Annotated in this window: 21 protein-coding genes; 4 read left to right on the forward strand and 17 right to left on the reverse strand. The window is 67.4% G+C overall.

Annotated features, from left to right (window positions below):
* Positions 1–10: 10 nt before the first annotated feature.
* Positions 11–730, forward strand: a complete 720-nt coding sequence (locus tag LRG10_RS00445; protein ID WP_238634401.1) for a carotenoid 1,2-hydratase — start codon at positions 11–13, stop codon at positions 728–730.
* 55 nt (positions 731–785) lie between these two features.
* Here LRG10_RS00445 and LRG10_RS00450 read toward each other — a convergent pair whose 3' ends face one another.
* The 7 genes from LRG10_RS00450 to idi form a co-directional block, all read right to left on the reverse strand.
* Complete coding sequence (locus LRG10_RS00450) at positions 786–932, reverse strand: hypothetical protein (protein ID WP_201171005.1); 147 nt, start codon at positions 930–932, stop codon at positions 786–788.
* 33 nt (positions 933–965) lie between these two features.
* Positions 966–2,060, reverse strand: coding sequence for a phytoene/squalene synthase family protein (locus LRG10_RS00455; RefSeq protein WP_238634402.1), 1,095 nt, complete (start codon positions 2,058–2,060; stop codon positions 966–968).
* Positions 2,041–3,567 carry a phytoene desaturase gene (locus LRG10_RS00460; protein WP_201242196.1) on the reverse strand — a complete coding sequence of 509 codons (1,527 nt, stop codon included), beginning with the start codon at positions 3,565–3,567 and terminating at the stop codon, positions 2,041–2,043. The genes LRG10_RS00455 and LRG10_RS00460 overlap by 20 nt, the downstream gene beginning before the upstream one ends.
* Before the next feature lie 31 nt (positions 3,568–3,598).
* Entirely contained in the window at positions 3,599–4,510 is a 912-nt protein-coding gene (bchO, locus tag LRG10_RS00465; RefSeq protein WP_201171011.1) for an alpha/beta fold hydrolase BchO, read from the reverse strand.
* 16 nt (positions 4,511–4,526) lie between these two features.
* Positions 4,527–6,410: a VWA domain-containing protein gene (locus LRG10_RS00470; RefSeq protein WP_238634403.1), complete on the reverse strand. Its 1,884-nt coding sequence runs from the start codon at positions 6,408–6,410 to the stop codon at positions 4,527–4,529.
* The gene (gene bchI / locus LRG10_RS00475) at positions 6,407–7,435 is read right to left on the reverse strand and encodes a magnesium chelatase ATPase subunit I (protein ID WP_201242195.1); all 1,029 of its coding nucleotides are present in this window, start codon (positions 7,433–7,435) and stop codon (positions 6,407–6,409) included. Before bchI ends, LRG10_RS00470 begins: the two co-directional genes overlap by 4 nt.
* 96 nt (positions 7,436–7,531) lie before the next feature.
* Positions 7,532–8,059 (reverse strand): isopentenyl-diphosphate Delta-isomerase, encoded by a 528-nt coding sequence (gene idi, locus LRG10_RS00480; RefSeq protein WP_238634404.1) that lies wholly within the window; start codon positions 8,057–8,059, stop codon positions 7,532–7,534.
* Positions 8,060–8,277: 218 nt separating this feature from the next.
* On the opposite strand from idi, the gene LRG10_RS00485 reads away from it, so the two are divergent.
* From LRG10_RS00485 to bchJ, 3 genes are all read left to right on the forward strand, one after another.
* Positions 8,278–8,706: a high-potential iron-sulfur protein gene (locus tag LRG10_RS00485; RefSeq protein ID WP_201171020.1), complete on the forward strand. Its 429-nt coding sequence runs from the start codon at positions 8,278–8,280 to the stop codon at positions 8,704–8,706.
* A gap of 242 nt (positions 8,707–8,948) precedes the next feature.
* Positions 8,949–10,625 carry a magnesium-protoporphyrin IX monomethyl ester anaerobic oxidative cyclase gene (bchE, locus tag LRG10_RS00490; RefSeq protein WP_201171021.1) on the forward strand — a complete coding sequence of 559 codons (1,677 nt, stop codon included), beginning with the start codon at positions 8,949–8,951 and terminating at the stop codon, positions 10,623–10,625.
* Positions 10,626–10,635: 10 nt separating this feature from the next.
* Positions 10,636–11,244, forward strand: a complete 609-nt coding sequence (bchJ, locus tag LRG10_RS00495; RefSeq protein ID WP_238634405.1) for a bacteriochlorophyll 4-vinyl reductase — start codon at positions 10,636–10,638, stop codon at positions 11,242–11,244.
* Positions 11,245–11,266: 22 nt separating this feature from the next.
* Here the strand turns inward: bchJ and LRG10_RS00500 are convergent, their stop codons facing one another.
* The 10 genes from LRG10_RS00500 to bchB form a co-directional block, all read right to left on the reverse strand.
* Positions 11,267–12,847, reverse strand: a complete 1,581-nt coding sequence (locus LRG10_RS00500; protein ID WP_238634406.1) for an alpha/beta hydrolase — start codon at positions 12,845–12,847, stop codon at positions 11,267–11,269.
* A 9-nt stretch (positions 12,848–12,856) separates the two neighbouring features.
* Entirely contained in the window at positions 12,857–13,678 is an 822-nt protein-coding gene (gene puhE, locus LRG10_RS00505) for a putative photosynthetic complex assembly protein PuhE (protein WP_201242191.1), read from the reverse strand.
* On the reverse strand, positions 13,678–14,163 hold the full coding sequence (gene puhC / locus LRG10_RS00510; protein WP_201242190.1) for a photosynthetic complex assembly protein PuhC: 486 nt from the start codon (positions 14,161–14,163) through the stop codon (positions 13,678–13,680). The genes puhE and puhC overlap by 1 nt, the downstream gene beginning before the upstream one ends.
* Positions 14,164–14,203: 40 nt before the next feature.
* Positions 14,204–14,842 carry a photosynthetic complex putative assembly protein PuhB gene (gene puhB, locus LRG10_RS00515; protein WP_201242189.1) on the reverse strand — a complete coding sequence of 213 codons (639 nt, stop codon included), beginning with the start codon at positions 14,840–14,842 and terminating at the stop codon, positions 14,204–14,206.
* Positions 14,839–15,675 carry a photosynthetic reaction center subunit H gene (puhA, locus tag LRG10_RS00520; protein WP_238632486.1) on the reverse strand — a complete coding sequence of 279 codons (837 nt, stop codon included), beginning with the start codon at positions 15,673–15,675 and terminating at the stop codon, positions 14,839–14,841. The genes puhB and puhA overlap by 4 nt, the downstream gene beginning before the upstream one ends.
* A 121-nt stretch (positions 15,676–15,796) precedes the next feature.
* Positions 15,797–17,224 carry a BCD family MFS transporter gene (locus LRG10_RS00525; protein ID WP_201242187.1) on the reverse strand — a complete coding sequence of 476 codons (1,428 nt, stop codon included), beginning with the start codon at positions 17,222–17,224 and terminating at the stop codon, positions 15,797–15,799.
* Positions 17,221–17,925: a magnesium protoporphyrin IX methyltransferase gene (gene bchM / locus LRG10_RS00530; RefSeq protein ID WP_238632487.1), complete on the reverse strand. Its 705-nt coding sequence runs from the start codon at positions 17,923–17,925 to the stop codon at positions 17,221–17,223. Before bchM ends, LRG10_RS00525 begins: the two co-directional genes overlap by 4 nt.
* Positions 17,925–18,830 carry a ferredoxin:protochlorophyllide reductase (ATP-dependent) iron-sulfur ATP-binding protein gene (gene bchL, locus LRG10_RS00535; RefSeq protein WP_201171042.1) on the reverse strand — a complete coding sequence of 302 codons (906 nt, stop codon included), beginning with the start codon at positions 18,828–18,830 and terminating at the stop codon, positions 17,925–17,927. The genes bchM and bchL overlap by 1 nt, the downstream gene beginning before the upstream one ends.
* The gene (locus tag LRG10_RS00540) at positions 18,827–22,579 is read right to left on the reverse strand and encodes a magnesium chelatase subunit H (protein WP_238634409.1); all 3,753 of its coding nucleotides are present in this window, start codon (positions 22,577–22,579) and stop codon (positions 18,827–18,829) included. The genes bchL and LRG10_RS00540 overlap by 4 nt, the downstream gene beginning before the upstream one ends.
* Positions 22,554–24,134, reverse strand: coding sequence for a ferredoxin:protochlorophyllide reductase (ATP-dependent) subunit B (bchB, locus tag LRG10_RS00545; RefSeq protein ID WP_201171054.1), 1,581 nt, complete (start codon positions 24,132–24,134; stop codon positions 22,554–22,556). Before bchB ends, LRG10_RS00540 begins: the two co-directional genes overlap by 26 nt.
* Between the last annotated feature and the right edge of the window lies 1 nt (position 24,135).

Below are 24,135 nucleotides of genomic sequence, written 5' to 3' on the forward strand. Positions count from 1 at the left end.
ACACTGGTGCATGACCGAACGGGACCGACACGCGCTGCGACGCGACCGTGACACCCTGGTCGTCGGCCCCAGCCAGGCGCGGTGGGTGGACGGGGAGCTCCTGCTGGACATCGACGAGCTAACCTTCCCGCGCCCGGCGTACCTGCGCGGCCGCATTCGCCTGACCCCCCGGGTCGCCAACGACCAGGCGCTGGTTCTCGACCCCGCTGGCCGCCACCGCTGGTGTGCCCTGGCCCCCTGCGCCCGGGTCCAGGTCGAGCTGGAGAAGCCGCGGGTCCGCTGGGAGGGCGAGGGCTACCTCGACACCAACGCCGGCGATGAACCGCTGGAGGACGGATTCAGCGGCTGGCACTGGTCGCGCGCCAGCGATGCCGACGGCACCACGGTGCTCTACGACGTCACCCCCCGGCAGGGGGAGGCGTACCGCAAGACGATCCGTTTCGACCGGCAGGGGGCGGTCAGCGAGGCCCCTGCTCCGGCATCGGCCCCCCTGCCAACGGCGCTGTGGGGCATCCGCAGGCGCATCCCGGCCGACGCCCCGGAGCAGGCCCGACTCATCGAGACCCTGGAGGACACGCCGTTCTACGCGCGCTCCCTGGTCGATACGGCGGTGGACGGCCGCCCGTTGCGAGCGGTCCACGAAAGCCTAGACCTCAACCGCTTCGCCAGCGCCTGGGTCAAACCCTTGCTGCCATTCCGGATGCCTCGCCGCGTGACGCGTACCGGCTGAGGTACTGGGCAAGCGGCGACCGTCGCCACGAGCAGCCCCGGCTGCCCGTGGCCTGTCAGCGTCCGGCGCCGTCCCGATCGCGTTCGCGCTCCTCGCGGATCTGCCGCAGGTCGCGGCGCATGATCACGATCTCGCGTACGGCGTAGGCCATGGCCAAAGCCACGAGTGCGAGCTTGAAGATGATGAAACCGGGCAGATCCATCGACCGCCCCTCCGCGCAGCGATGCCGCCCGGACTATCCGGAGACCTGACGCCCGGAGCGGGCGGCGTCCATACGCTCCAGGCGCTCCGCGTCCATCCGCTCGAGGCGCTCGAACAGGCCCAGCACCCAGGCGACCTGCCCCTCTAAGCGCCCCGGCGGGCCGACGGCCTCGGGAACCTGCCTGACAGCATCGATCAGGTACTGCCCCTGAGGCAAGGCCGGCGCCGAATCGTCCCGCGGCGCGGCGGCCAGCGTCGAGGCAACCTGAGAGAGGACACGCACTTTGCGCTGCCCGCTGACCACGGCCCGCTGGTTCACCGAGTCACAGCCGCGGCGTTCCAGCTCGCGGCCGATCTCGGCGTAGAGCAGACGTGCTGCGCACAGGCCGGGACGCACCCGGCGAGGCAGCGCGTGGAATCCCGGCATCGCCCGTTCGTAGTGGCGATCGGCGTCCCGCAGCAGTCGCTGGATGACGCCGCCGAGTTCCGACGAGAACCGCGGCCGGGCGAGGAAGGCGTCCGGGTCGACGCCGGCCTCGCGCATCCACTGCCGCGGCAGATAGAGCCGGCCACGCCGCGCGTCCTCACCCACATCGCGGGCGATGTTGGTCAGCTGCATGCCGATCCCAAGATCGCAGGCCCGAGCCAGGGCGGACGGACTGCGCACATCCATAAGCAGCGACATCATTACGCCGACGGTCCCGGCAACGCGCACGGCGTACTCGTAGAGTTCCTCGATGGTCTCGTAGCCGCGTCCCTCGGCGTCCCAGCGAAACCCCTCGATCAGGGCCCCCGGCAAGGTTTGCGGGATGTTGTAGTAGTGGGCGACGCAGGCAAAGGCACGGTCCGCCGGGTGCGACTGGGGCCGGCCGGCGTAGGCCGCCTCCAGGCGCTCACGGAGCGCGGCCAGGGCCGCCGCATCACCCGGTCCTTCGTCCACGGCGTCATCCGCTTCGCGACAGAAGGCGTAAAGGGCCGTCGCGGCATCCCGCTGCTCCCGCGGGAGCAGCCAGGAAGCCGCCATGAAGGTCCGCGACCCGGTGCTGAGCAGGGCCCGACAAGCTCGGCGATCGGTATGGAGCAGGTACGGCTCCGGCGCCAGGCTTGGATCAGGCGAAGGTACGAGCATCTGGGACTACCTCGTCGAGGATTTTGGCGGATGAGACTACACCGGGCAGGCCGGCGCCGGGGTGCGTACCGGCACCGACCAGGAAAAGGTTCTGGACGTCTTCGCTGCGGTTGTGCGGGCGGAACCAGGCGCTCTGCTGGAGCACCGGCTCCAGGCTGAAGCCGGTGCCGAGCCACGACTTCAGCCGGTGGCGGAAATCAAGCGGCGTGGCCACCAGGGAGGTCACGAGCTCTTCCTCCAGCCCGGGCAGGACCGTCTCGCTGAGGTACTGCGAGATCGCCTGCCGGTAGGGCTCGGCCTGCGCCTCCCAGTCCACGTCCCCACCGAGGTGGGGCACCGGCGAGAGCACATAGAACGCGTCACACCCCTCCGGCGCCAGGGACGGATCGGTGGCCGTCGGCCGATGCAGGTACAGGCTGAAGTCTTCCGCCAGCACCTTGCGCTCGAAGATGTCTCGGATCAGCTCCTTGTACCGTGGCCCCATGAGGATGGTGTGATGCGGCACGTCGTGGTATTGGCGGCGGGTACCGAAGTACCAGACGTAGAGACCCATGGAGTAGCGCGCCCGGTCCAGGCGGCGATCGCTCCAGCGGCGGCGGGCACTGGCCGGCACCAGCTTGCGGTAGGTCCAGGCGGCATCGGCATTGGATACAACGACATCGGCCGCGATGCGCTCGCCGCTGCTCAGCTCCACGCCGGTCGCCCGCCCCTGATCCACGGTGATCGCCTCGACGTCGGCGTTGTAACGGACCTCGCCCCCCTGCCCGGCGATCAGATCGGCCATGCCGCTGGCCAGCCTGCCCGTACCACCCATGACGTAGTGGACCCCCCAGTGCTGCTCAAGGTACTCGATCAGGCAGTAGACCGAGGTCACCGAAAACGGGTTGCCGCCGATGAGCAGCGGGTGGAAGCTGAGCACCTGACGCAGCCGCTCGTCCTTGACGTAGCGCGAAACCAGCCCATGAACGCTGTAGTAGCTCTGCAGCCGGATCAGGTCCGGGACCACGCGGAGCATGTCGGTAAACCGGTTGAACGGCTTGTAGCTGAGCTCCTCGAAGCCGATCCGGAAGATCTCCTCGCTGGCCGCCATGTAGCGGTGGTAGCCATCGACATCGCCGGGTGCGAAGCGCTCCACCTCGGCCCGCATCCGCTCCGGATCGCCGGTGTAGTCGAAGTGACTGCCGTCATCGAAACGGACCCGGTAGAAGGGGTCCATCAGGCGCAGGTCGATGTCGTCCTCAAAGCGCCGACCCGCCAGCTCCCAGAGTTCCCGGAAGAGAAATGGCGCGGTCACGATGGTCGGCCCGGCATCGAAGGTGAATCCGTCCTGATGATGCACGTAGGCCCGCCCCCCTGGTCCGTCCAGACGGTCCACCACGGTGACCCGGTAGCCACGCGCGCCGAGACGGATGGCCGCCGCCAGCCCGCCGAAGCCGGCCCCGATGACCACGGCGTGGGGAGACTGACCGCCGACAGCGGGTGCAGGAGCATCAGGATTCATTCGCATAGGTTTCACCTTAAGTACGGTCGGGACTATGTCAACGAACATCCGCTTCACCGCGACCTTTTGGCGCGGTCGTGCGGATGGCGGCCAGGACCTGCTCGGCCACCCGATCCGGTGCTTCCTCGTGCGCCAGATGGCCAAGGTCGGAGAGGGTTTCCAGTCGCGCCGACGGCACCCGCAGCCGAACCCGCTCGGCCTGCGCCGGGGGCACGGTGCGATCCCCACTGGCTGCGAACAGGACCAGCGGCACGGTCAGCCGCGGCAGATCCTCCATCAGCGCGTAGAGACCGTCATGGGTGCGGGCCATCATCCCCAGCGCAGCGGCCACATGCCCTGGGTGGGTGGCCAGCCGCTGATAGAGGTCGATACCCGCCTCGTCGATCCGGGATCCGGTGCGCGCCAGCACATCCGCGAGGAAATCCCGGTTGCGGGCACGAAAAGCGAGCCAGAAGGGGACCAGCGGGTTGTAAGTCAGGAGACGGGCGGTGGTGGGAAACAGGTGGCCGGCGATGCCGCTGAAGGGCAGAAAGGCGCCGTTGATGCTGATCAGCACATCCGGGCGGATCCGCGCGTCGAGGGCCATGCGCGCCAGCAGCGCTGCGCCCACCGAGTGGCCGATAGCCACCCGTGGACACAGCTCAAGCGCATGGAGGAGTTCGGCGATCCCCTGCCCGGCCCCGCCCAGAGTCTGCAGGCGGCGCGGCGGCGGGGCGCTGAATCCGTGACCCGGCAGGTCCGGCGCGACCACGGTATAGTGCCGAGCCAGCCGCGGGCCGAAATCGCGCCAGGAGTGAACGGAAGCGGCACTGCCATGCAGCAGCAGGGCGGGCGGCCCCTCTCCGTAGACCTGGACGTGCCAGCGCAACCCGCCCGCGTCGACGAAACGGCTCGCCTTGTGGTTCGGCCACCCGGCAGCCTCCCGCTCCCAGGCCAAACCCGCTCCCATGGCCTCCCTCCTAGGTCTAGCGCCCGGTACCGGTCACCGCCTGCACCGCTGAGCTGATCGAAGAGGCATCGGCACGCGGCAGGGGCAGGTATTCGGCGCCCATGGCCTCGGCCAGCTCACGACCCATCGGCCGCGGCCGCGGCGAGGTGTCCACCACCAGAGCCCGGATCCCCATCACCCGGATGGCGCGAGCCGACTCGGTGGCCTCCTGCTGCGCCTTCTCCCGACCGCCCACCCCTTCACGGGTGACATTGGCGCGGCCGTCGGTGAGCAGGATCAACACCGGGGTGGCGCCCTTGCGGCGGACCTCGTCGGTGAGCTGTCGGGCGGTATCGATGCCTGCAGCCAACGGCGTGCCGCCTCCCCCGGGCAGCCCGGCAAGCCCCTTCTTGGCGCGGGTCAGCGAGCGCGTCGGCGGCAGCAGCACCTCAGCCCCTCGGCCCCGGAAGGCAACCAGCGCCACCTCGTCCCGACGCACGTAGCATTCGGCCAGCAGCAGCTCCACGGCGCCCTTGGCCTCGGAGAGGCGGTGCATGGCTGATGACCCCGAGGCGTCCACCGCGAAGATGGTCGTCGTCTGACTGCGCTGCTTGAACCGGGTAATACGAAAGTCCTCGGGGCGGACGATCACCCGGCGGCCGGTCTGGTCGTGCTGGCGCCGCAGGGGCTGCCAGGGGGCCGCCGTGCGCAGGGTCTCCACAACATTCAACCGAGCCCCGCCACCGGGACTGCCCGGGCGCACCCCGGCCGGCCGGCCGCGCCCACCGCCCTGCTGAAGGGCACCGGCCCGCCCCGGCGTCTGCGAGCGGTTGCGCTGGGCCAGTTCCCGGATCTTCATCTGCTGCAGCAGGTTGTCAGGCAGTACGGCACGCGCTGCATCGAGCACCACCTCGGCGGGGATCTCCGCCGGCGCCTGCTCTTCGTCGTCCTCCTCGTCCGGCCCTTCCTCGGGCTGGTCCTGCTCGCCGCCGTCATCCTCCGGCCGCTCCTCATCCGTCTCCTGTTCTGGCGGCGGGGGCGACTCCTCCTGTTCCTGCTGCTCGGCCTCCTGCTGTTCAGGCTCCTGCTGCTCTTCGGGCTGCTCCTGTTCCGGCTGTTGCATCTCCGGAATGCGGGTGGCCCGCGGCACCAGGATCAGGCGGGTGGCCAGGGCAACATCCTCCTGGCTGACCTCGGTCCGCCCATCCAGCGCTGCGGCCGCCCGGGCGGCGCGCAGGGCCTGCAGCGGTGCGCGCAGCGAGCCGATGCCGAGCGCCAGCCCGCCGGCACACAGGGCCTCGGCGAGGTCGTCGGAGCAAGTGACCTGGTCCAGGCGCTCGCGGGCCGCAGCGACATCCTCCGCTGTGTACTCGCAGCCGCCAGCGACGTGGACCGGAATCCCGTTAAGCTCGAGATGGCAACCCAGGCGGTCCCGGAGCGGTCCCACCGGCCGCTCGTCCTCCTCGGCCCCCTCGTCCAGGGCGATCACCCCGAAACGACTCGTCATCCGATCGGCCAGGCCGTCCCGCTCCAGCCGGACCTCGCCGTTATCGAGCACGGCCCCCAGCTTGCCGGCCGTGGCCGGCGCAATGCGCTCAGCCATCGCCAGCACGGCCACGCCGCCATCGACCTCGGCCAACACCCCGCGCTCGACCACTGGCCGGCCGGAACGCAGCGTAGCGGTCAGGTCGAGCCCGCCTAGCAGGCGGCTGTCCGAGATATTGATCGGGATGCGGCGCCAGGGCGTACCCGCGGGCAGCAGCTCACGGGCGATCTGCACCCAGCGCTCGCGCACCGGCCCGGGCAGCGAGCGCAGGCATACCCCCCCCACGCCGGGGGGGTCGATCGCCAGCAGCGCCGCGGCGCACGTCGCATCCTCCCAGGCGGACTCGGCGTTGGTGTAATCGAGCGCGGCGCTCATGCAGGCAGGTGCTCCTCCACGGCTCGCTGGACCCGGGTGGTGGACCCGGACTCGTCGAGGGGATCGCGGCGCAGCCGATGGCGCAGCGCCACACTCGCCACTTGGCGCAGGTGCTTGACCTCGACCTGACCCGCCTGCTCGAGGGCAGCGGCAGCGCGGGCGGCACGGATCAGGGTCAGTTCACCGCGGAGCCCGTCGGTGCCCAGGGCGATGCACAGCGTCGACGTGCGCTCAAGGATCTCATCGGTGACCTCGACGTGCGGCAGCTGCTCGCGTCCGCGCTCGATGCGCTCCCGCACCTCGGCGTCATGATCCGCCCACTTGCGCACGAACGCCTTCGGGTCGGACTCGTACTCATCGCGCCGGCGGACCACCTGCATGCGCGTATGCAGGTCTTCCGGCGTGGAGACTTCCACCGACAGCCCGAAACGGTCGAGCAGCTGCGGGCGAAGCTCTCCCTCCTCAGGGTTGCCGCTGCCAATCAGGACGAACTTGGCCGGGTGGCGCACGCTGAGCCCCTCGCGCTCGACCACGTTCTCGCCGCTGGCGGCCACGTCAAGCAGGAGATCAACAATGTGATCCTCGAGGAGGTTCACCTCGTCGATATAAAGAAAACCGCGGTTGGCGCGTGCCAGAAGCCCCGGCTCGAAGGCCTTTTCCCCCCGCGTCAGCGCCTGCTCAAGGTCGAGGGCACCGACGACACGGTCCTCGGTCACCCCCAGCGGCAGGTCCACCACCGGCACGTTGATCTCTTGCACGTTAAGTTGCTTGCCCGCCTGGGTCTGCTCCCGGCAGTGATCGCAGAGGGTATCGTCGTGATCCGGGTTGCAGTGGTACGGGCAGTCAGACACTGCGCGAATCGTCGGCAGCAGCCCGGCCAGGGCACGGACTACCGTCGACTTGCCGGTGCCGCGGTCGCCAAAGACCAATACACCGCCGATGGAGCCGTCCACCGCGGCAATGGTCATCGCGAGCTTCATCTCGTCTTGCCCGGCGATCGCCGAGAAGGGAAACGCTGGTGCCATGGATTGTGCCGTCCCAGTTTTTGGAGTCAGTGACCTTGCGGAAACGGGCCGCCCGGCCCGCGCGCAGATTAACAGAGGGACACGCCCGGTACAGCCCTACCGGGCCGCCCACTCCGCGACCGGCTGCTCACGAATCAGACGCCGGAACCACGGCGTGTAACGCCGGGGATGCTGCTCGGTATCCGCCTGGATCCGCAACGGGGCCGCCCAGGCCCATGCGCCGATTTCAGCCGAATCCGGGGCGGGCTGATCGTCCAGGGCGCGGCCAATCAGCACATGGGCGTATTCATGTTCGGCGAGCCCGGTATGAGGATCTTCGGCGTGGTAGGTAAACTGCGCAACCGGCTGCAAGCGGGTCGTGAAACCGAACTCTTCGCCCAGGCGGCGCTCGGCCGCCTCGGTGACGCCCTCGCCGGGCCGCGGATGGCCACAGCAGGAGTTCGACCAGAGCCCCGAGAAGTGGTACTTGCTATCGGCGCGACGCTGCAGGAGCAAATGACCGCGCGGACTGAACACGAGCACGCAGAACGCCAGGTGCAGGGTCCCGCCGTCGGCGTGGGCGCGGATCTTCTCTTCGGTGCCGACGCGCTGCCCTTCCGGGTCGACGATCACCACGTGCTCCATCGTGTCCTCCCCGCTAGAGACCTCGGCGCGCATTGGGCAACATCGTCGCGCCCCCCTTGCGCCTGGCGCGATAGTACGACCATTCTCTAAACGCTGGCAAATGCGCCGTTACGTCGCACAGAACCGTATACTGGAAAGATCCATCACCGGCCCCCTGAGTCGGCCGGGGTGGTGCATTGGAAGGTCACCTCGACCCTGACGTGAGAGGAGCCAGAATGATGAGCAAGAAACCGTGTGACCGCTCCCGCCGCAAGTTCCTGCGCCTGGGCCTAATGAGCACGGCGGCGATCCCGGCCGCGAGCCTGTTCGGCTCCAAGGCCATGGCGGATGACAACAACAACGGCAACGACCGGACCTGGGAGATCATCAGCGAGGATGCGCCGGAGGCCAAGGGCATCGGCTACGTGCATAATCAGGCCGACGCCGACATGGACCATCCCCGCTTCGAAAGCCACCAGTTCTGCGCCAACTGCCTGCTCTACGTCCCCCACGAGGAGGACGGAGACCACGGCTACTGCGCCGCCTTCGGCATGGACGAGAAGCGCCTGGTCAATGCCAACGGCTGGTGCTGGGCCTGGGAAGACGCCGGTGATGCCGCCGAGGTGGGTCCCCGCGACGTCCCCGCGGACCAGCTGCGGCGGGGCTGACCCCACCGCTTCAGGTACGGGGTGAACCAGCCGGGCGGGAGCGCCCCGGTTGCTGCGCCAGAGACCGCCGGGCTGCCTGATCCAGGCGCCCGGCGACGTCTTATTGGCGCGGCCGATCACGATATCGGTCAACCATCGAAGATCCAGCGTCAAGGACCCTAGACAGCAGGCGGTCTAGCCGTGCAAGTTACGCGGATAGACCGAATCACGCAGTTACCAAGGCAGTCGCGGAGGCTCGACCCATGCGTATCGTCTTTATCCATCCCAACTACTCTTCGGGCGGTGCGGAAATCGCGGGCAACTGGCCCCCGGCATGGGTCGCCTACCTGGCCGGCCATCTCAAGCGCGCCGGCTACGACAACATTCGGTTCATCGACGCGATGACCAACAACTTCTCCGACGAGTACATCCGCGAGGAGCTGGAGAAGGAAAAACCGGACATCGTGGCGACAACGGCGATCACGCCTTCGATCTACGTCGCCGAGCGAAGCCTGGAGATCGCCAAGGAGGTTGACCCCGAGGTCGTCACCCTCATCGGTGGTATCCACCCGACCTTCATGTACAAGCAGGTCCTCAGCGAGGCGCCCTGGATTGACGCCGTGGTCCGTGGCGAGGGTGAGGAGATCATGGTCAACCTCGCTCGCGCGGTTGACGAGGGGCGCTGGCCCGATGAGCGCGAGTCCATCCTCGGGATCGCTTACCGCGACGGCGAGCAGATCGTCGCCACGCCGGCGGCGCCGACCATCAAGGACCTCGACAGCATCGAGCCGGACTGGGGCATCCTGGAGTGGGAGAAGTACACCTACATCCCGCTCAACACCCGAGTCGCCATCCCCAACATGGCGCGGGGCTGCCCGTTCACCTGCTCGTTCTGCTCGCAGTGGAAGTTCTGGCGCGACTACCGGATCCGCGATCCGAAGAAGGTCGTGGACGAGATCGAGAAGCTTGCCGACGAGCACGACGTCGGATTCTTCATCCTTGCCGACGAAGAGCCGACCATCAACCGCAAGAAGTTCATCGAGTTCTGTCAGGAGCTGATCGACCGCGGACTCCCGGAACGCGGCATCCTCTGGGGCATTAACACCCGTGTCACCGACGTGCTGCGCGACGAGGAACTCCTGCCCTTCTACCGCAAGGCCGGCCTGATCCACGTCTCGCTGGGCACAGAGGCAGCCGCGCAGCTCAAGCTGGACCGGTTCAACAAGGAGACCACCGTCGCCCAGAACAAGAAGGCGATCGAACTCCTGCGCAACGCCGGGATCGTGGTCGAGGCTCAGTTCATCGTTGGTCTCGAGAACGAAACCGCCGAGACGCTCGAAGAGACCTACCAGATGGCCCAGGACTGGAAGCCGGACCTGGCCAACTGGGCCATGTACACCCCCTGGCCGTTCTCGGACCTGTTCCGCGAGCTCAAGGACACCGTGGAGGTGTACGACTTCGAGAAGTACAACTTCGTGACGCCGATCATCAAGCCGCAGGCCATGGACCGCGGCGAGCTGCTCGATCGCACGATGAGCAACTACCGGCGCTTCTACATGCGCAAGGCGCTGTTCTCCTACCCGTGGGCGGGGACCGGTGACCGGCGCAAGTATCTCTTCGGCTGCCTCAAGGCCTTCCTCAAGGCTGGCTTCCAGCGCAAGTTCTACGACCTGGGCAAGCATGGCTACTGGGGTCCGCAAACCCGGAAGAAGGTCAGCGAGAACATCGAGAAGAACTTCGACAAATCGCGGACCCTTTCCGAGGCACAGCGGGCGGAGTACGAGGAGCACGCATCCAAGGAAGAAATCAAGGCTGCCCGGTCTCACAAGGCGGGCACGGAGACGGAACGCACTCCGGCGGAAGCCACCGTGCAGGTCCACCGGGACGGAGTCCCCGGCAAGGACAAGCAGCAGAAGGCTGCTGAGACCGACGAAGTCTGAGGGTTCCAGAGTGGACGCAGCGACCGGGCAACATGAAGAGGCCCGCATCGGGCCGAACGCGATCCTTCAGGTTGCGGCGGCGTTGTCCGCCCTCGAAGACGAGGATACCGCCCGGCGGTGCTTTGACGCCGCTGGGCTATCCGACTGGCTCGAGCATCCCCCAGAGGCGATGGTTCCGGAGTCAACGGTCGCCGCACTCCACCAGTGCGTACGACGCGAAATCGGCGCCGACCGGGGCGCGCGGGTGATGCGCGAGGCAGGCGAGCGGACCGGGGAGTACGTCCTGAACAACCGCATCCCCGCCCCTATCCGGGCCCTGCTGCGGTTTCTGCCGCCGGTCCTGGCCGGACCAATGCTGCTCAAGGCCATCTCCCAGCACGCCTGGACGTTTGTCGGCTCCGGACAGCTGACCATTCGCAAGGGTCGACCCTGCTTGCTGGAGCTGGCCCACAACCCGGTCATCGCCGGCGAGCGGGCCGAAGGGCCGGTTTGCCACTGGCATGCCGCCGCCTTTGAGCACCTGTTCCGGTCGCTCGTCCACGGCGACTCCACCATCCGCGAGACCCGTTGCGCGGCCGCTGGTGACGAACGCTGCGTCTTCGAGCTGCGCTACCGCTGACTTCTCTCCGCCCGCCGCGATATCAGCCGGCCGGACCGCCCAACATGGGGAAGGTCACTCCGAGCGCCCAGGCGAACGCCACCGCGTTGGCCAAGCCGGCCACCAGCGGATGCCCCGTGTGCCGGTAGACCCACCGACTGAACAGCCCGTAGACCGCGAAGAAGACCACCACCACCGGGACGATGAGCAGCAGGAAGAACAGCCCTTGCGGATCGAGTGCCACCGCCAGTCCCAGCGAGACCAGGAAGAGCACCTTGGTGGCGGCGTAGGCGCCGCGGCGCATCCCCTGCCCCCGGCTCAGCCACTCATCGGCGAGGAAGTACGGCAGCGTGCCGGCCACCATCGCTAGCATCAGCGGCAGCCGCTCGATGGAGGGATAGAAAACGGTCACGAACTGATCGAGCACCGCACCAAGGATGACCAGGCAGTAGGCGGTGACCGCAGCAGCGCCGAGCAGCCAGCGCCCCCCGGTGCGTCCGGACACGCCGACGGCGGCGGCGATATCCCGCACGCCGGGCCGCCCCGCGGTCCACCACAGCAGGACCGTACTCAGCAGCCCGTAAACCCCGAAATGGATGGCAACGTAGTCGCCGATCACCACCGGCAGGAAGTCGGTAGGCACCGGCGCAAGCACCAGTGGCGTCGCCAGCGCCGGGACACCGGCAACAACGGCCAAACGCCGCCATCCGGCACCCGCTCCCTGCCCGACCACGGCCACCCGCGGCAGCAGGCGCGCAGCCGGCCGCGCCAGGGTGATCACCGCCGCCAGCAGGAGGGCCACCCACGGCCCGCGGGCCGCCACCCAACCGTCGCTGTCGCGCTCGAACGCCTGATCCAGCCAGGCCACCGCCTCCTTCAGGCTGACCTGACTGTACAGCACACCCACGTGCTCGACCCCCGGCGCCACCGCAATGCGCCGCGCAGTGCCGTCGCCGAAGTCGCCGTAGGTCCGCCCGAACTCCACGTCCTCGGGCTCGAGCTCGGCAAAGGCCATCGCCACCACGCGTTGACCCTCCTCCTGCAGACGACGCTCGAACCCCCCAACCACACTCATTACGTTGGCCGGGGTCTCGGCATCCACGGTCGGCGCAAACATGGACACCCCCACCGTGGCCACCACATCGTCCCGCTGCTGCGCGAACCGTACGATGATGTTCGACGCCATGGAGTGGCCAAGGACGGCCATGGGCTCAGCCTCGCCCATCAATTCCGCCCGAGCGTAGTCGGCCACCCGCTCCGTCTGCTCCACCAGCGCCTGAGCTGCGCCATCCTGTGCGGTGATGTCACCGTGCAACGGGCGTGGATTCCGACCGTGGCCGAGGTAGTCAAAACTGACCACGGTATAGCCGTTACCGGCCAGCGTCAGGGCGAAGGGATCCATGAGGGGGCGCGAGCCGGCAAACCCGTGGGAGACAAGCACGACCGGCCCCGGTTGACCGGCTTCCGGCCGATAGATCGTAGCTGGTGTATCAGCGATGGTCAGCACCTCGCGCTCAATGCCGACCTCGTCGCCGAAAAGTTGATGGAGCGCCACGCCGATAGCGATCAGCGCAGCCAGTGCCAGCCCCAGATCCCACCGCGCAGAGCGTCCACTGCCAGCCATCTTCGGCGGTCACCCCGAGGAGGAGGAGGCGTCCGCGTCGGCCGGCTTGGCAGCCACTTCCCGCGTGCCCCGGTTGCGCGCCTTGAGGCCCCAATGCCAAAGGAAGGCGGTGGGCATGGGGATGACCAGGAACCAGTGTTCCAGGATGGCTAGCGCCATCAGAGTCGCCACCAGCGTCAGCCCCACGGCGGTGAACGCATCAACCCCCGGGGCCATAGCGGCCTGAACCAGAAGCACCAGCGCAACGGTAGAGACACTCACCGAAAACGGGAAAAACAGGTTCATCGGGCGCCGCCGCATGAAACCGCGCAGGAACTGCATGTGCTCCGGCACGAACTCCTCGTTGAGATTGCGCACCCCGAGGAATACGTTCACCCGCGCGCTCTCGTGCATCCAGGCCAGCACCAGGAAGGTCCACAGCGCCACCAGATTGCCGTCCCCCCAGGTCAGGATCGCCAGCACGACGCCGAGCACTAGGATGGCCAATTCGTGGTAGACGTTGCTCTGCAGCGCATGACCGAAGTGACGCCAGCCCGAGCAGTCCGGCGGGCAACGGATCTGCCGTGGCCCGGTAAGGTAATTGGTATAGTAACTCAGCTCCACCCACGCCCAGATCAGCAAAGCGCTGGTAAAGGCGATGTAGGCACCGCCAACCGAGGTGTCGGTGCTGCTAATCGCCACCCCGTAGAGCCCCATCCCGAGCCCGACGGTCCCACCGAGCATGCTCCAGCGGAAGGTATGCACCGGGAGGTTGTCCAGATAGATCACCACGCCGGTGCTGAACCACCAGAGAAACAGCGCGAAGAGCGCTGGCAGCAGGTATTCGACCATTACGGCCCCTCGACGCCGTTCTCTTCGTCCTCAGTGTCCAGGAAACGGACGAAGGCGCCGGCGTTGTCCTCACCGAACGCGGCCAGGTCGACCCCCTGCCCGGTGACCGGATCCTCGAGGATGAGCCGTCCGTCCGCGCGCCCCTTGAGGATGAATGGGACCTCGTCACTGCCGCCCGTCCGGACCCGCGACTGGGCGAGCTGCCGAACCGTCTGGCGCATAAACGACTCCTCGCCCTCGCCAGCCCTCGCCAGCTCCTCGCCGGTGCGGCCATCACGGACGACGATCTCGCCATCCACATCGTGGAACGACAGCGCACGCTCAGCCACCGGGGGCTGAAAATCCGTCCCGGTCGTGCCGAGGACCAACTCGGTGTAAAGCACGTAGACGGTCAGCATCAGGATGAGCCCCAAGGCGGTCACCGGCATAATGACCTTGGAGATCGGTCCTGCCTTAAGATGCTCGTCGTTGTCGGAAGAAGCCATGGTCAGATCGTCTCTCCGGCGAAGGTCAATGCCGCCGCACTCAGGAGTGCGCGGCGGCTTCCTGATCGACCCCGGAGGCGGTCTGCGTACCCTCTTCCCGTGCCCGGTGGGCCTCCAGCGCCTCGGCCAGAATCCGCGCCGCCTCGTCGCCATCCGGGATGACCCGGAGGGTCGGCTCGGGGGGGCTCAGCCGCCAGGGCCGAACGTGGGGCCAAAATAGCAGAAAACGGACCTTCTCGCCCTCATCCAGCCGCAGGGAAACGTCACTCGTGCCGTCCCTGTGCTGGGCCAGGTTCGCTGCCTCGATGCGGTCAAACGGCAGATTGACCGTCGTGGGTAACGACGCCCCGATACGCATCACCACACGCCGGTTGGTGATGGTGTAGAGCGTGGTAGTGCCCATCCACCAAGCCAGTGCCATGAGCAGGCCCACTGCAACCGCACCGATGAGCAGCTGGTTCAGGGCGTAACCGCCCGCGGCCACCGCCCCTTCGCCCTGGAGCAGCGCGTCCGTGGCGAACCACGTGCCGACGATGACGAAGTAGGCGGCAACCTTGCGGACATGAAGCGCCCGCTTGGCGAGCGACCACCAAGCGGGCTTTCCCTGCCACAGGATCTCTTCCCCATCCGGGAGCTCCTCGGGGAGCCCCGGGATGGGTTCGAACTCGTGCGTCCTCAAAGGAACGGCTCCGTGCGGCCAGGCACCGCGTACAGGACACCACCGCCGAAGTACCCGGTGATGAAGTCCTCTTCCTGCGGCGAGATGCGATCCGCTTCACGCAGCCGCGGGACATCGGTGAACTGCTGCCCCGTGATGGCGTTGACGCGCACCTTGCTGTCGTAGCCGACGCGGGCGAAGTTGATCGGCAGCAGGACTCGGTCGCCGCTGGAACCCACGCCGGAGAGGTCCATCTCCAGGTACATCGGGCGCAGCTCGCCACGATCGACCCAGATATCCACGATCTTACCGGCGACCTTGCCGTCGCAACCAAGCACCTGGTAGCCACGCGGGTCAGGATCAATCTCCGGCCAGAAGCGGGCGACATCACGACTCATGCCCACCTCGAACTCGGTGGCAACCCGCAGCGGGCAGATCTTCTGCTTGCCGCCGTGGGTGACCTCCGGCTCGTCCTCACGCTTGGCCCACGCGGCGGGACCAAGGCCATCAACCATCGGGTTGCCGGTCGGCTCCAGGGGCGCACCGTCCCAAGGCGCGGTCGGCTCCGCACGCAGCTGGGTGTTGAGTTCATAGTCGGTCTTCTCGGCACGCGGCACCTGGATGCTGCGGCCGTCCGCGAGCTTGAAGACCTTGGGACTCGGCGGAGCCGGGAAGCCGAGCTTCTTCTCCGGGGTCCGGTTGCAGTTTTCGTTGGCTTCCGCCTGCAGCGGATACCCCTCGCGCTTGTCCTCCATCCGCAGATAGACGATCAAGCCGGCCAGAAAGAGCCAGAACGCGTAGAGCGTCATCTGAGCTACGTTCATGTAGTCAGTAAGAGCGCCAGTTCCTTCCATAACGAACCTCCACTCGAAAGGGCCTTACCGATTGAACGGCGTGGCCTGTACGAGACGACGATGACGTTTGCCTAACCCTGCCACGCTGGGCGCGCCAAGGGCCCGTGTGCGACCGCAGTCGCTAGTAACCCGACTCGTTGGACGTTGCTGTCGACGGCGATACGCTCCTCCCCCCCTCTCTTGCAAACCGCGCCAGCGGCCACGCCGCGACGACCATGGCGAGCAGCAGCACGATCTCCACCGAGTAGACCACGCTGTACCCTGCCGCCGGGTGCAGATACAACTCCGGCATCCGGCCGGCTTCCGCCAACGCCGGGACCAGATCCGAGATCCCGGCACCAGCAGCCAGTGCGGCACCGAGCACGGTTGCCTGCACTGCACCCCATGCACCGATGGCGATCCCGCTCTGCTCGCGCGTCGCCATCGACATCGTTGCGGCGAGCGTCCCGACGTAGAACAGGGCCCCTCCGACCCCGATCACGACCTGCCCGATCCTGAAGACCGTCGGCGAGTCGAGGGGTGCCGAGACGATCACCAGCGAAAACGCCAGCACGCCAACCAGGGCACCGATGGTCGCCACACCGTAGGCGTTGATCCCGCGCTCAAGGGCCATCTTGGCGAACCAGAAGCCGATGAGCATGCCAATCGCCCACAAGCCGGTCAGCAGCGTGGTACCGGCGACCTCCAGGCCCAGGACTGAGGCCCCGTAGGGCTCGATGATGATGTCCTGCATCCCGAAACCGGCGGCACCGATACCGATGACCACCAGGAGGCGAACCACCGGCCCCCTCTCTACGAAACTTTGCCACGACTCGCTTAACGGTGGACGCGGTCGATCGACGCGGCTGCGCTCGGGATCCCGTGGCTCCTGGCGCCAGAGCGCGAACACATTGAGCGCCCAGACCACCAGAGCGGCCCCCTGAAGCACCTGCACCAGGCGCTCGTGGCTAAAGTCAGAGAGCAGCAGATAGAACACACCGGTGGAGATGACCATGCCGAGCAGCAGCATGACGTACATCACGCCGACCACCTGCGGCAGTTTTCCCTCCGGCGCAAGGTCGTTGGTCAGGGCCAGGCCGGTCGTCTGGGTGACGTGGACACCGAGGCCGGCCAGGAAGAACGCCAGCGCCGCACCCAGGGATGCCAGGAAGGGCGCATCGGCGCCGTACTCGGCCTGGACCAGAAGCCCGAACGGCATCACCGCCAGGCCGCCAAACATCAGCAGCGTGCCGATCCAGAGGTACGGCACCCGCCGCCACCCCAGCGCCGACCGCCGGTGGTCCGAGCGGTGCCCGATCAGCAGGCGCAGCGGTGCGAACAGGATCGGCAGGGCGATGACCGCGCCGAGCAGGGAGGCTGCAATGCCCAGCTCGTAGATCATCACGCGATTGAGCGTCCCCGTGAACATGACGTAGAGCATGCCCACAGTGACCTGGAATAGGGACAGACGCAGGATCTGCGTCATGGGCAGTTCCCGGGTCCCGACATCGGCGAAGGGGACGGCCAGGCGGCGCAGGCGCGCCTTGAGAAGAGACGCGGTATCCGTCATGGTCGCTGCAGCTCCAACGCCTGAGAAATGTAGAACCCCCGTGCGATCTTGCGTGTCCGACCGACTTGCCAGCCGCTACCCAGGGTCGGCTCGTTGCCAATGGCCTGGCGCAGCCGGCGCTCGGCAACCGGCTCAATCGCCGGAGAGCGATCGCCCCGCGGGAAGAGCTTGCCGACGGCGTGCATGGTCGCCAGAAGCGGCGTGCGCGGCGCGAAGGTGAACACCATCTGCTGTCGTGTACGCCTGGCCAGGCCCGCCAGCGCCGCCACGGCGTCCGCGCAGGGGTAGTGGATGAGCACATCCATCGACACGACCCGATCAAACTCTCCCCAGTCCGGATCGAGCATGTCGCCGACGTGGTACGCCAACCGTCCGGCACCCACGTCATCCGGCATCCGTTGATGGGCGATATCGATCAGGTTTTGCGAGACGTCGACACCAACCACATGGGCGCCCCGGCGCGCGGCCTCGACACTCAGTTCACCGGGGCCGCACCCGGCATCCAGGATGCGTTCACCGGTGAGATCGGCCGGAAGCCAGTCGAGCAGCGTCTGCCGCATCTCGGCCCGACCGGCGCGCACCGTGGCCCGGACACCGCTGACCGGGGCATCCGAGGTCAGCCGCTCCCAGGCCTTGGTGGCCGTTCGGTCGAAGTAGGTGGTGACCCGGCTGCGCCGTTGTTGATACGACTCCGTAGGCATCAGTCGAACCCCAGCAGATCGAAGACCTCGCGATCCTTCAACGGCGCGGGGTTCAACGGATCGACGCCATTCCACAGCGCAGCCGCCAGGCTGAGGTATTCGTCGCGCACGCGGTCGAGTTCATCGGACTGCTCGTCGAGTTCGAACAGCGTGGCCTTGTGAAGACGGCTGCGCCGCACCACGTCGTAGTTCGGCACGTGCGCCAGGGTACGCAGCCCGATGCGCTCGTTGATCCGGTCAATCTGATCGGTCCGCTCGCTGCGATTGGCGATCACCCCGCCGAGGCGCACCTTGTAATTCTTTGCCTTGGCCTGGATGGCACCGGCGATCCGGTTCATGGCGAAGATCGAGTCGAAGTCGTTGGCGGTGACAATCAGCGCCTGGTCCGCGTGCTGTAAAGGCGCCGCGAACCCGCCACAGACCACGTCGCCGAGCACGTCGAAGATGACCACATCGGTCTCTTCCAGCAGGTGGTGCTGCTTGAGCAGCTTGACCGTCTGCCCCACGACGTAACCGCCGCACCCGGTTCCGGCCGGCGGGCCACCGGCCTCCACACAGAGCACGCCGTTGTAGCCTTCGTAGACATAGTCCTCGGGGCGGAGCTCCTCCATGTGGAAGTCCACCTCTTCGAGGCTGTCGATCACCGTTGGCACCAGACGCTTGGTGAGCGTGAAGGTCGAGTCGTGCTTGGGGTCGCAGCCAATCTGCAGCACGCGCTTGCCCAGCTGGCTGAAGGCGACGGCAAGGTTGGAAGAGGTCGTACTCTTGCCGATCCCGCCCTTGCCATAGACAGCGAAGACCTTGGCCCGGTCCATGCCGCCGGTGGATTCCATGTGGACCTGCGAGCTCCCCTCGCCATCGCCTCGGCCTCCGATCCCGGACACCGGCACCGAGCCATTGCTCATGCGGCCTGCTCCTCCTCGTTGACGCCCTCGTAGTAGTCCTCGAGCTCGTCCCCGGCCCGGCGCAGGGCCTCGAGCGTCTCCTCATCGGGGTTCCAGTAGTTGCGCTCGTGGGCTTCCAGCAGCCGGTTCGCCAGCTTGGCCGACGCCGCCGGGTTGAGCTGCGCCATGCGCTCGCGCATCTCGTCGTCGAGCATGAAGGTCTGGGTAAACTGCTGATACACCCAGGGCTGTACCTGGCCGGTGGTCGCCGACCAGCCCATGGTGTTGGTCAGGTGGACCTCGATCTGGTGCACCCCCTCATAGCCGTGCTCCAGCAGCCCCTCGTACCACTTCGGGTTGAGCATCCGGGTGCGGGTCTCCAGCGCCACCTGGTCGGAGAGGGTCCGCACCTTGCCCTCCCCCCGGGTCTGGTCGCCGATGTAGACCGGCACGTGCTCACCTCCGCGGGAGCGCGCGACCGCGCGACTGATGCCCCCGAGGGTGTCGAAGTAGTGATCGACCGTGGTCACGCCGAGTTCCACCGACTCCAGGTTCTGGTAGGTCAGCTCAACCCCGGAGAGCATGCTGCCGAGCAGCTCCTCCTGGCGCTTCGGTTCACCGCTGCGCCCGTACGCGTAGCACTTGCGCCGGGTATAGGTATCCGCCAGTTCGTCCTCGTTTTCCCAGGCGCCCTGGTCGATCATCGAGCCGACATTGGAGCCGTAGGCCCCGTCCGCGTTGGAGAACACCCGCAGCGCGGCGGTTTCGAAATCGCACCCGTGCTGCTCCTGATACGCCAGGGCGTTGCGGCGGATCGGGTTCATCTCCGGCGGCTCGTCCTCGGCGGACGCAGCCAGGTACGCTGCCTCGGCCAACACCCGGGTCTGCAGGGGCAGCAGGTCGCGGAAGATCCCAGAGAGGGTAATCACCACGTCGATGCGCTTGCGACCTAGCTCCTCGAGCGGGATGAGCTGCGCCCCGGCGAGCTTACCGTAACTGTCGAAACGCGGCCGGGCACCGATCAGGTGGAGGGCCTGACCGATGGGGGCTCCCTCGCTCTTCAGGTTGTCCGTCCCCCAGAGGACCATAGCGATGGAATCGGGCAGCTCCTGGCCCTCCTCGCGGTGCTTCTCGAGCAGCCGCTCGGCCTGCCGTGCGCCGTCCTGGACGGCGAAGGCGCTGGGCAGGCGGTAGGGGTCGAAGCCGTGCATGTTCCGCCCGGTAGGCAGGATCTGCGGGCTACGCAGCAGGTCACCACCCGAGACCGGCGGCACGAACCGGGCATCCAGGGCGTGGACGATGCCCTGCAGCTCCTGGTTATCCCCCAACTTCCGTGCCGTGTCGGCCAGTCCTTCCAGAACCTCTTCGGTGACCTCCGGGTCATCGTTCTCGGCCCGGGCCAGCGCCTCCCGTGGCGAACAGCCGTCAACCAGTGCCTCGACACAGGCCCGCTCCACGGTCACACCGTGGGTGGTCTCCGCCATGGTCACCAGCTGGTCGACCCGGCCCTCGCGGGACGGGGGCTGACCCACCACATGGAGCCCCTCGGGGATGAGGGTGTACTCCATCTCGAGGATGTCCTCGCTGAGCTGCGCAATGCGCCGCTCCGCTTCCTCCTCGGCCCACTCGGGCTCAAGTTCGGCCAGATCCACCTCGGCGGCCTGGGCCTGGATCAGGCGGGCCAGCTCGGTGCGCTCTTCCACGTTGTCCGGCGGCGCAGAGCGGTAGCGCTCCACGGAAGCCTTGAGCTCGAGCAGCCCCTTGTACAGGCCCGCCTTGCCAACCGGCGGGGTCAGATAGCTGATCAGCGTGGCGGCAGAGCGCCGCTTGGCGATGGACCCCTCGGAGGGGTTGTTCGCCGCGTAGAGGTAGTAGTTGGGCAGATCGCCGATCAGCCGATCGGGCCAGCAACCCGCGCTCATGCCGCACTGCTTGCCCGGCATGAACTCCAGGGCACCGTGGGTGCCGAAGTGCAGCACCGCATCCGCCCCAAAATCCTCTCGGATGTACCGGTAGAACGCCGACATGGCGTGGGTCGGTGTCAGCCCCTTCTCGAAGAGCAGCCGCATCGGGTCGCCCTCGTAACCAAAGCCCGGCTGCACGCCCACGAAGACGTTGCCGAACTGCGCGCCGAGGACGTGGATGGATTGTCCGTCACTCTGCGCCTTGCCCGGAGCTGGTCCCCACTGCTCCTCGATCTCCTTGAGATAGGGCTCGCGGGCAACATAGTCGTCCACCGTCACCCGGTGGTGGACGTTGGCGTGGGCCCCATAGCTGCCGGCGTTGCCCTTGATGATGCGATCGCGCAGATCGTCCACGGACTCGGGCAGATCGACCCGATAGCCGGCATCATCGAGTTCCACCAGGGTGTTGTAGAGGGATGCGAATACCGACAGGTATGCCGCCGAGCCCAAGGCGCCGGCCTCCGGCGGGAAGCTGAAGATGACGATGCTCAGCTTGCGGTCGCTGCGTGGGCTACGCCGCAGGCGGATCAGCCGATCGACCCGGGAGGCCAGCATCGCGGCCCGCTCGGGGTGGGCCTCCATGCGGCAGACACCGTCGGCCCCAGGGATCGCCGCACGGCCACCGAAGACCACCGGTCCAGTGGCACCATCAAGCTCGGGGATGGCCACCATCATGGTGGTCTCTACCGGGGTAAGGCCGCGATCGGAACCTTCCCATTGCTCCAGGGACTGGAACTCCAGCGCCTGGGCGTTGAGATACGGCACGTCGAGCTTGCGCAGCAGCCGCTCGGCGGCGCCGGAGTTGTTGTAGGCCGGCCCCCCCACCAACGAGAAACTCGTCAGCGAGATCACCGCATCGACACAGGCGCGGCCGTCCGCCATGAAGAACCGCTCGACAGCCGGACGGTTGTCGAGGCCGCTCGCGAAGGCCGGGATGACCCGATAACCGCGGCTCTCCAGGGCCTCGATGACGCCGTCGTAATGCGCCGAATCACCGGCCAGTACGTACGAGCGCATCAGCAGCAGTCCGACCGTCCCGCGCGAGGCGCCACCCTCCGGCTCCGGAAGATGGGCCGGGCTGTCGCCAATGCGCCGCTCCATGCGCGGGTGGTAGACGCCGACATCGGGATACTCGATGGGGTCCTGCACCTCCAGCTTTCCGCGCAGGCCGCTGCGCGGGCCCGCCGCGTACCGATTGACGAGGAAACGGACCATGTTCTCGACGTTCTCGTCGGAACTGGCCAGAAAATACTGCCAGGTCAGGAAGTAGGCCCGGACATCCTGCGCCGTGCCCGGGATGAAGCGCAGGATCCGAGGGATGCGGCGCAGCATCGCAGCCTGCTTCTCCCCCGAGCTGCTGTCGTCGTCGTCATCCTGCTGCTCTGCCTTGCCCTTCTTCCCGCGCAACTTCTTGAGCAGGGACATGGGCCCACGGGAGCTGCCGTCCATGGTGAACTTGCCCATCCGCGTGAGCTTCATCACCTCGCCGGCGGACATGATGCCAACCAGCGCGTCGCAGTCGTCCCGGCGCGCCTCGAGGTCCTCGCGCACGGGCTCGATGTGCTCCTCCATGAACAGCATGGTGACGACGATGATGTCCGCCGAGGCGATCCGCTCCCGCGCGCGCTCCAGCGCCGCGGGGTTGTTGTTCCAGTCCGAGGCGGCGTGGTAGCTGAGCTCGAGACCCGGGATATCGCGTTGCAGGGCCGGTCGCGCGCGCTCCACGGCGCCCGCCATGTGGCTGTCCAGCGTGATGATGGCGACGCGCACCGGCGTCGGGTCAGCGACTGAAGTGGGCTTTGGCATCGTAAATTGTCTCCACTGTTATTGTCGCAATGCCTCGGTCGGCGGCGAAGCGCTCGGTGTTGCGCCGGGCCTTGCCCCGCACGAAGAACGGGATCTTTTTGAGTTCGGCTTCGGCCTCCGGCGTCCAGCGTATCTCAGCGCCTTGCTCCGACTCGGCGACGGCAGCCGTCGTCTCGGTCTGTCCCTCTTCCCGAGCCGCCCCGCCCGAAGCCGGCGCTGCGCCGGCTTCCAAGTGGGACGGTGCGTCAGCCGTGAACTCGAAGTCTTCCTTGAACATCCCGAGCAGATGCTCTTCCAGGCCCATCATCAGCGGGTGGACCCAGGTGTCAAAGATGACGTTGGCCCCTTCCAGGCCCATGTTCGGCGCATAGCGCGCCGGGAAATCCTGTACGTGCACCGGTGCCGAGATCACCGCGCACGGCAGTCCCAGGCGCTTGGCGATGTGCCGCTCCATCTGCGTGCCGAGCACCAGCTCCGGGCTGGCCTCGGCCGCGGCACGCTCCACCTCCAAGTAGTCGTCGGTGATCAGCGGCTCGACCCCGTAGGCCTTGGCGGCCCGACGCACCTCCCGCGCCTCTTCGCGGGCGTAGGTCCCCAGTCCGACGACCTGAAAGCCGAGCTCCTCGCTGGCGATACGCGCCGCGGCGACGGCGTGCGTACCGTCACCAAAGATAAACACCCGCTTTCCGGTCAGGTAGTTGGAATCGACCGAGCGGCTGTACCAGGCCATGCGCGCATCGGTTTCGGCCAGCACCTCGCTGACGTCCAGGCCGGTCACCCGCCCGACCTCGGCCAGAAAATCGCGGGTAGCGCCCAGGCCAAGGGGCACCGTAGTGACGGTCGGCTGCCCGAAACGGCGCTGCAGCCAGTCGCAGGTCGTGCGCGCCACCTCGGGATAGAGGCAGACGTTGAAATCGGCCTCGGGGATGCGGCGCAGGTCATCTGGGCTAGCCCCGAGCGGAGCAACCACGTTGACCTCGACACCGACCGATTCGAGCAGCCGGGCAACCTCCTGCACGTCATCCCGGCAGCGGAAACCAAGCGACGTGGGACCGAGCAGATTGGCGCGCGGGGCACGCGCCGTATCCGGTTGTGCAGCGGCGCCTCCACTGTCGCCCTCGAGCAGTCCGCGAACCAGCTGGTAGAAGGCCTCGCTGGCGCCGTACCCCTCCTTGCGTGAGTATGCCGACAGCTCCAGCCCGATCACCGGGACCGGCAGGTCCATGCCGCGTGCCAGATCCCCGGGCTGATCCTGCAGCAGCTCCGCCGTGCAGGAATCGCCGACCAACAGCGCTTCCGGCCGATAGCGCCGGTAGGCAGCGGTCACCGTCTCGCGCACCAACTCGGCGGTATCCCGGCCCAGGTGCCGCGCATTGAAGGTGGTATAGCTCACCGGCGGACGCCCGGGGCGGCGCTCGATCATGGTGAATAGCAGATCGGCGTAGGTGTCACCCTGAGGAGCGTGGAGGACGCAGTGGACCCCCTTCATCGACGCCGCGATCCGCATCGCGCCGACGTGGGGAGGGCCTTCATAACTCCAGAGCGTCAGCTGCATC

Source organism: Halorhodospira sp. 9628 (assembly GCF_022228075.1).
Classification (GTDB): Bacteria; Pseudomonadota; Gammaproteobacteria; order Nitrococcales; family Halorhodospiraceae; genus Halorhodospira; species Halorhodospira halophila_A.

Coding starts and splice junctions, on each gene's coding strand:
- LRG10_RS00445 (WP_238634401.1), top strand. CDS start 11: ATGACCGAACGGGACCGACACGCGCTGCGACGCGACCGTGACACCCTG.
- LRG10_RS00450 (WP_201171005.1), bottom strand. CDS start 932: ATGGATCTGCCCGGTTTCATCATCTTCAAGCTCGCACTCGTGGCTTTG.
- LRG10_RS00455 (WP_238634402.1), bottom strand. CDS start 2,060: ATGCTCGTACCTTCGCCTGATCCAAGCCTGGCGCCGGAGCCGTACCTG.
- LRG10_RS00460 (WP_201242196.1), bottom strand. CDS start 3,567: ATGCGAATGAATCCTGATGCTCCTGCACCCGCTGTCGGCGGTCAGTCT.
- bchO (WP_201171011.1), bottom strand. CDS start 4,510: ATGGGAGCGGGTTTGGCCTGGGAGCGGGAGGCTGCCGGGTGGCCGAAC.
- LRG10_RS00470 (WP_238634403.1), bottom strand. CDS start 6,410: ATGAGCGCCGCGCTCGATTACACCAACGCCGAGTCCGCCTGGGAGGAT.
- bchI (WP_201242195.1), bottom strand. CDS start 7,435: ATGGCACCAGCGTTTCCCTTCTCGGCGATCGCCGGGCAAGACGAGATG.
- idi (WP_238634404.1), bottom strand. CDS start 8,059: ATGGAGCACGTGGTGATCGTCGACCCGGAAGGGCAGCGCGTCGGCACC.
- LRG10_RS00485 (WP_201171020.1), top strand. CDS start 8,278: ATGAGCAAGAAACCGTGTGACCGCTCCCGCCGCAAGTTCCTGCGCCTG.
- bchE (WP_201171021.1), top strand. CDS start 8,949: ATGCGTATCGTCTTTATCCATCCCAACTACTCTTCGGGCGGTGCGGAA.
- LRG10_RS00500 (WP_238634406.1), bottom strand. CDS start 12,847: ATGGCTGGCAGTGGACGCTCTGCGCGGTGGGATCTGGGGCTGGCACTG.
- puhE (WP_201242191.1), bottom strand. CDS start 13,678: ATGGTCGAATACCTGCTGCCAGCGCTCTTCGCGCTGTTTCTCTGGTGG.
- puhC (WP_201242190.1), bottom strand. CDS start 14,163: ATGGCTTCTTCCGACAACGACGAGCATCTTAAGGCAGGACCGATCTCC.
- puhA (WP_238632486.1), bottom strand. CDS start 15,675: ATGGAAGGAACTGGCGCTCTTACTGACTACATGAACGTAGCTCAGATG.
- LRG10_RS00525 (WP_201242187.1), bottom strand. CDS start 17,224: ATGACGGATACCGCGTCTCTTCTCAAGGCGCGCCTGCGCCGCCTGGCC.
- bchM (WP_238632487.1), bottom strand. CDS start 17,925: ATGCCTACGGAGTCGTATCAACAACGGCGCAGCCGGGTCACCACCTAC.
- bchL (WP_201171042.1), bottom strand. CDS start 18,830: ATGAGCAATGGCTCGGTGCCGGTGTCCGGGATCGGAGGCCGAGGCGAT.
- LRG10_RS00540 (WP_238634409.1), bottom strand. CDS start 22,579: ATGCCAAAGCCCACTTCAGTCGCTGACCCGACGCCGGTGCGCGTCGCC.
- bchB (WP_201171054.1), bottom strand. CDS start 24,134: ATGCAGCTGACGCTCTGGAGTTATGAAGGCCCTCCCCACGTCGGCGCG.